Below are 7,080 nucleotides of genomic sequence, written 5' to 3' on the forward strand. Positions count from 1 at the left end.
CGAGGCGGCCACCCGTATCGGCGGTGTTCCGCAGGACAGCCAGTGGGTCACCCCGGCCAGCACGGCTGGGTGGTCATCGACGATCACGGCGCTCAACTGCTCCTCGTCTGCCATCTGGCCTCCATTCGCACGTACTCGCCATAGGTGTCATAGCCGACTGCGACCTGCGCGGAGGCCGCGGTGACCATGTCGGACCAGAGCGCCGCTGCAGAGCGAGCCGACGGCGGTGTCTCCGGCGGCGATGATCGCCGCGCCGTCACTCTCTACGGTGAGTGGCGGGAGGGCGGAGGGTGTCGCGGACCAGGCAGGTCCCGGATGGCGCACCCGTCGTCGCGTCGATCGGCCATCGGTCGAACAACCGATGTATCGCAGACTGTCGCTTCCTAGTTTCGTCCCCGGATATTCCGTGAACACATTGGGACCCAGGTGGTGGGCATGGACGGGATCGATAGGCGGACTTTCTTGCGTGTGACGGCGACAGCGGGCGCGGTCGCCGTCGCAGGCGTGACCGTGGGGACTGGGGTGGCGGCCGCGGCCGTGCCCGGGTTCTACAACCCCTTCACGGGGTACCCGATCACGGAGACGTGGGAGGGGCACCTGGCACGCGGCTCGCTCGGCGGAATTGACTATGGCATGCCCGTCGGCACCCGACTGCCCGCGGCGGGCGGCGGTGTGGTCTACAACGACCCCGACAACGGCACCGGCGGCTACACGGCGGTCATCCACCACGACAACGGCTACAAAACCCAGTACCTGCACCTGTCCGGGTTCGTCGTGGCGAACGGCACCCGGGTCGCGATGGGCGACATCGTCGGGTTGTCCGGCGGCTACCCGGGCGCGCCGGGCTCGGGCTCCTCGACCGGCCCGCACCTGCACTGGCACATGAACGACCCCTCTGGCAGGCGCATCAACCCGTTGGCGTTCCTTGGCGGTGACGCGCCCGCGGGGGACACGCAGGTGTTCGAGACGGCGCACAACTCCGGCTGGCAGCCGCTTCCTGTGGCCTCGATCGTGGCGTCGAAGGTGAGCGCGGTCCTGCGCGCGGACGGCACGAAGATCATCTACTCGGTGCGTGACGGGTACGTGTACGAGGCGGCGAGTAACGCGGGTTGGCGCAACCTGCGCGTGCCCAACCTGGCCGGCGTGTCGGCGATTTCGGCGATTGCCGTCGGCAGCGGGGTCGTGCTCTACACGATCCGGTCGGGCGCGTTGTGGGAATGCGCGAGCGGCGACTGGGTTCCGTTCTGCGTTGGGTACAACGGAAGTCCGATCTACGCGGACGCGGTCAGCGCGGTGCTGCGGTCCGACGGCACACGGATCGTCTATACCGTGCGCGACGGCGCGGTGTTCGAGGCGGCAAGCAACGCGGGATGGCGGAACCTGCGGGTGCCCAACCTGGACAGCGTGGCAGTCGTGTCGGCCATTTCCCGCAACGGGATCACGACGCTCTACACGATCCGCGCGGGCGCCTTGTGGGAGGCCTCCAGCGTCGACTGGCGGCCGTACGCCGTGGGGTACAACGGAAGTCCCATCTACGCGAATGCGGTGAGCGCGCTCCATCGGCCCGACGGCACGCGGATCGTCTACACGGTGCGCGACGGCGCGGTGTTCGAGGCGGCAAGCAACGCGGGATGGCGGAACCTGCGGGTGCCCAACCTAGGCGGAGTCGGTGCCGTCTCCGCCATCTACGCCAGCGGCACGGAAATCCTCTACACCCGGTGACACCGAGACGAGTGGGACACACCATGAATCGTTTGCCGAACGCGCTACTGCGGCGCGTTGGTCTGCTGGCCCTAGCAGGGCTCATCGTCGTATCCGGGATCGGCTTCCCCGGTGAGGCACGCGCCGCCGACAACTCCAGGACCGCGTGGGACTTCTTCGTCAGCAAGGGACTCACCGCGGAACAGACCGCGGGCATTCTGGGAAACCTAGCGCAGGAGTCCAACATCAACCCGCTGGCGCAGGAGGCCGGCGGTCCTGGCCGCGGGATCGCGCAGTGGAGCACCGGCGGCCGCTGGGACACGACCGCGAACGCCAACGCGACCTGGTACGCGGCGGTGACCGGCCAGAACGTGTGGAGCCTGAACGCGCAGCTCGGCTTCATCTGGTGGGAGCTGACGAACATCTCGGGCTACGGGCTGGCGCAGTTGCGGGCGTCGAGCACGATTGCCGACGCGACCGTCGCGTTCCAGGACCTTTACGAGCGCTGCGGAACCTGTCACGAGTCGACGCGGATTAGCTACGCGACGAACTACTACAACCAGTACGCGGGCACGACCCCGCCCGCGTCGAACACGCAGGTGTACGAGACAGCGGACAACTCCGGCTGGCAGCCACTTCCGGTGGCCTCGATCGTGGCATCGAAGGTGAGCGCGGTCCAGCGCGCGGACGGCACGAAGATCATCTACTCGGTGCGTGACGGGTACGTGTACGAGGCGGCGAGCAACGCCGGGTGGCGGAACCTGCGGGTGCCGAACCTCGACAACGTCTCCGCCGTGTCGGCGATTGCCTTCAACGGCGGGACCGTTCTCTACACGATCCGCGCGGGCGCGGTGTGGGAGTCGTCCAGCGTCGACTGGCGGCCGTACGCGGTGGGATACAACGGAAGCCCGATCTACGCGGACGCGGTCAGCGCGGTGCTGCGGGCCGACGGCACGCGGATCGTCTACACGATGCGGGACGGCTACGTGTACGAGGCCGGTAGCAACGCCGGCTGGCGAAACCTGCGAGTCCCCACGTTGAGTGGTGTGTCGGCGCTGTCGGCCATTCCCTATAACGGCGGCACGGTGCTGTACACGATCCGCGCCGGCGCGGTGTGGGAGGCCGGAAGCGGCAACTGGACGCCGTATGCCGTGGGGTACAACGGTAGCCCCATCTACGGGAGCGGTCTGTCCGCCATCTCGTTGGCGGACGGCACGAGAATCGTCTACACGGTCAACAACGGCCGCGTGCACGAGGCGGCGAGCAACGCGGGCTGGCGGAACCTGCAGGTGCCCAACCTGTCCGGGGTCAACTCCGTCTCCGCCGTCAACGCGGGAGGCACCAAGGTCCTCTACACCCGCTGACGCCGGACGGCACCTCGGTGACGGGGGTGCCTCCGGCAAGCGGCCCGGCGTTCCGCGAGGGCGGCATCTCTGGACCCGCATGGAACCCCTGCCGGACAGGGTCCAGGCCGGATGTCATGCCGATGCCGGACCGGTCAGGGCGACAGGGCCGCCCGTCCCCACCCCGACAGGGGGCCGGGCGGCCCATCGCGCGGTGCGGCAGTCGGTCCGTGGCCAGCACCAGCGCCTTGTGCCACGCGCTCGGTCGGCGACGCGGCGCCGGAAACTCCATGATGTCCCCCCCTCGGCGATGCGTCCTGCCTCTTGGTCGAAGCCGTAGTGGCGAAGCCCCCAGGCGAGGAAGGCGGTGTCGAAGGGGCCCAGACGGTGCCGACGTGGTAGCCGAGGGGATTGAGCGCCTCCCCCTGCGCGAGAGTGCGTTCGCCCCAGCCGAGGAGCCATTCGGAAGCCGCTGGGCCGATCTCGTAGGCGCCGGGATGCAGAATGTCAGGACTGGTAGGCGGGCGTCCAGCCACGGTCCTCGGGCCGCTGGGCGCGAACTGCGGTTCTCGTGCAGCGCGAGCAGGAACACCGAGGCCAGTACCAGCATCAGGCCGGTCCACTGGCTCGTGTCGAGTTGCCCGTCGAGCAGGGTGAGTCCGACCACGACGGCCGTCAGCGGGAAGGCCAGTTCGGCCAGGGCCGCACTGATGCGATCGGCCAGGTGGTTCAGGGTACGGCTGGACAACGAGATCGTGGAGGGTAGGACAGCACAGGCGAGGCTCCCGTGTTGGGGCATCGGGTTTTGGTCGATTTGCTGTCTTACCTGGAGCCTCGCCCTCATCGATCTACGGCCCCCCGCCTAGCAGCCTGACCAGCAACATCAGGTTGGAAAGGGCTCGGTATGCGAACGCGGCTCGCTACCACAACAATGCAACATAAAAATTTGACATCAATTGATACGCTGCTCTCATCTTACCCCTAGAGGAGAGAGGCCGAAGTGAATAAGATATCAAGCATCGCGTCCGTGCTCACACTCTCAATTGGAATCGCTATTGCCCCGGCAGCGTCTGCCTACGCTGCTACGGACAGGAGCGGGGCGGAACGGCTGAACATCCCGAACAGCAGTGCGTGCAAGGCGGGTCGCACGGTCATGCAAGGCATGGTGGCAGGGCCAGGCGGCCAACTCTACATCGTTTTCACAAAGGCAGCCGGCGCGGAGCCTGTCCTGTCCAGGTGGTTGCGCGACGGCTCAACCTGGGACGGCACTAGCTGGGTCTGCGCCGGGGCGCCAACCTCCATGCCCACACTCGGCCACGGTAACGACCTCGCCTACAATCCGAACTATCTGGGCCAGGGCCCGGCCTTGATCGCCACCCAGGGGAGCCAATCCGCGTTTCTGAGCGATAAGGTGACAATCGTGCGCCTGAACGCCGATGGATCTTTTGGCGCAACCGGGGAAGTGCGTCTACCGATAGGCAACATCAGCGGCCTCTGCTACAGCGCGACGGCGGCCGGCGGAGCCGGCAAATATGCTGCCCGACGGTTGGGTAGCCTGTGGACCCACCCCGGCGCCGGTGCGCTTACGAGTGGATGGACGCTGGTGAAGAGCAACCTGACGAGTCACGATAATCGTTCCGACCAAGGCATCGACTGCTCTGAGAACTACATCTGGAACACCAAGTCAATCAACACCTCAACGCCCGCTACCGGGTGGAACTGGGTGTACCAGTACAACTGGTCTGGAGGCGATGTGGAGAGCGACATCGGAATTCCGGGGAACAACTTAACCGACGAGATCGAAGACGTTACCCATGTGGGGAGCGAATTCTTCGTCGGCATCAACCGAAACGACGGGCTGGCCGACTCCGTGAAGGTGTTCATCGAATAAATTCCGGGCAGCTGTAAATGCTGTTCACGTATTTGTGGGGCACTTGGTTAGCTTGCCGATTAACCGATAAGGTGTCTCGCAGTACGCTTCCTGAAGAAGGGAGACAGCAACCCCTGGTGACCAGAGTCTTACTCGGGCCGCTTCACAGGGACGAGCTGCCGATCCCCGTGGCCTCGTCCGGACCCGGGCTCGTCATCGAGCATCCTCGGTGTTGATGACAGATGTCATTTGACAGATGACACCCGTGTCTGCCCGACCATGTCCAGCACTGGGGATTGTTGAACCATGACGAGATGGGCAGACAACGAACAGACAAGCAGGCCCCAAGCAAAACGGAGCCTTGCTGCCGACCTCATGAGCCTCGGTCCGGCTTCGACTCCCGGCCGTGAACTCCTCGCCGCAGCAATGCAGATCGGTGCCGTCGCCCTGTTGTGCTTCGTGGTGTTTCCCGACCGCCTATCCGAGGTGATGCGGTGGGGGCTGTTGGCGGCGACGTTCGTGTATTTCGTGTTTCGTTTCGCGGCCGGCCTGCCGAAGTGGCGACAGCGCAGATAACGTCTCTCTCTCCATCGCGTGATCGGATGGCCGGCGAGGCTGCGTCCTGGAGGTCATCCCTGAGCCAGAGCACGATCTCGGCCACGGAATAGGGTCTGCTGCACCAATGAGCCTTTTCCAAGCTGGTCATGCAGCTCAGGGACGGTGTTGGCGGGCCGAGGATCGATGAAGACACCGAGCCGCCACAGCTGGTTGTCCCATCCACACGCGCCTAACCGAACCGGGCGATCAGCGAGATCGGGGTGCTGGTCGCATACCAGATCCCGGACCAGCTCCGCGGTGATCTCGATCTCGACGTGGGTCATGCGGGGCAACAGTAGTGCGCGGCGCCGCCTGTTCACCGGGCAGCGGATCGCCGTCAACTACTGCTCACACCAATTCGTCCGGGCTTCGTCTGGTCCGCCCACTCATACTTCAGACAGGGCGCGCACACCCACGGGTGCCGGACCCGCATCCGCTCACTGCGGGCTAGGCCGAGCGGCTGCCGACACCGCTGGCTCGTTGCTGGAGCTGCTCGGGCAGGTGCAGGACGCCCTCACCACCACCGCGCTGAGCAGCTCAAAAGGCATGATTGTCGCCGTGCGCTACTTGATCTCTCACCCCGACGCGTTGGCCGAGCTCGGCGATCTGGACGTCGCGCTGTACGACGGCACTCACCCCCTGCCCGAGAATCTGGACGATGTCGAGTTCTATGCGGTTCCGTACGGGATTGTTGATCCGCGCTTCTGCGAGCCGATCGCCCGGATGCCCCGGCTCAAAGTGGTGCAGACCGTGACCGCCGGCTACGACCATGTCCTGCCGTACCTGCGGCCCGGCCTGATCCTGGCCAACGGCCGGGGCGTGCACGACGCGGCCACCGCCGAGTTGGCCGTGGCGCTCACGCTTGCCGCCCGGCGCCGGCTGCCGGACTTCGTCCGGGCGGGGGGCGAGGGCCGCTGGGCATCGGGTTGGTCGACCGGGCTGGCTGACGCCCGGGTGCTGATCGTCGGGTACGGCTCGATCGGCGCCGCGATCGAGCGCCGGCTCGCCGGGTTCGAGGTGGAGATCAGCCGGGTGGCACGGAGCGCCCGCCCCGGCGTCAGGCCGGTTTCCGAAATTGCGGAGATGTTGCCGCGAGCGGATGTTGTTGTCCTGGCTACGCCGCTGACCCCGGAGACCGAGGGCCTGGTGAACAAGGATTTCCTCGCCAGGATGGCCGACGGTGCCCTGCTGGTGAACGTGTCACGGGGGCGGGTGGTGGACACCGATGCGCTGCTCGTCGAGCTCAGCACGGGCCGGCTGCACGCTGCCCTGGACGTCACCGAACCCGAGCCGCTGCCCGCCGACCACCCGCTGTGGTCCGCACCGAACGTCCTGATCAGCCCGCACGTCGGCGGCCTGACCGCCGCGTTGGCGCCCCGGGCCCGCCGGCTGTTGGTCGACCAGGTCCGGCGGTACGCGGCGGGCGAGCCGCTCGCGAACGTCGTTGTCGGGCCGTAACCTGCGGTTGATGTCATCGAGGGCCTGCAGGAGCGGGCTGGGCTGCCCGCCGTGTAGGAGCGTGCTGACGACGTGTCGGCGCCCCGGCCAATCCCCGGGGCCGCCGCGGGG

The 7,080-nt window shown here is 66.7% G+C and carries 4 protein-coding genes and 1 pseudogene; 4 read left to right on the plus strand and 1 reads right to left on the minus strand.

What is annotated here, in order from left to right; genetic code table 11:
- Positions 1-435 precede the first annotated feature (435 nt).
- The 3 genes from AB0L34_RS32055 (at position 436) to AB0L34_RS32065 (ending at position 4,935) form a co-directional block, all read left to right on the plus strand.
- Positions 436-1,722 carry a M23 family metallopeptidase gene (locus AB0L34_RS32055; RefSeq protein ID WP_363709208.1) on the plus strand — a complete coding sequence of 429 codons (1,287 nt, stop codon included), beginning with the start codon at positions 436-438 and terminating at the stop codon, positions 1,720-1,722.
- Between the two features lie 11 nt (positions 1,723-1,733).
- Positions 1,734-3,065 (plus strand): phage tail tip lysozyme, encoded by a 1,332-nt coding sequence (locus AB0L34_RS32060; RefSeq protein WP_363709210.1) that lies wholly within the window; start codon positions 1,734-1,736, stop codon positions 3,063-3,065.
- Between the two features lie 1,006 nt (positions 3,066-4,071).
- On the plus strand, positions 4,072-4,935 hold the full coding sequence (locus tag AB0L34_RS32065) for a hypothetical protein (RefSeq protein WP_363709212.1): 864 nt from the start codon (positions 4,072-4,074) through the stop codon (positions 4,933-4,935).
- 728 nt (positions 4,936-5,663) lie between these two features.
- Here AB0L34_RS32065 and AB0L34_RS32070 read toward each other — a convergent pair.
- Positions 5,664-5,795: pseudogene (locus AB0L34_RS32070) on the minus strand (aminoglycoside phosphotransferase); the annotation flags it as partial.
- Here AB0L34_RS32070 and AB0L34_RS32075 point away from each other — a divergent pair.
- A complete protein-coding gene (locus AB0L34_RS32075) occupies positions 5,770-6,969 on the plus strand; it encodes a 2-hydroxyacid dehydrogenase (protein ID WP_363709214.1) in 1,200 nt (399 codons plus the stop codon). The pseudogene AB0L34_RS32070 and the gene AB0L34_RS32075 sit on opposite strands and share 26 nt — an antisense overlap.
- Positions 6,970-7,080 lie beyond the last annotated feature (111 nt).

Source organism: Micromonospora sp. NPDC052213 (genome assembly GCF_040679695.1).
In the GTDB taxonomy this organism is placed as follows: Bacteria; Actinomycetota; Actinomycetes; order Mycobacteriales; family Micromonosporaceae; genus Micromonospora.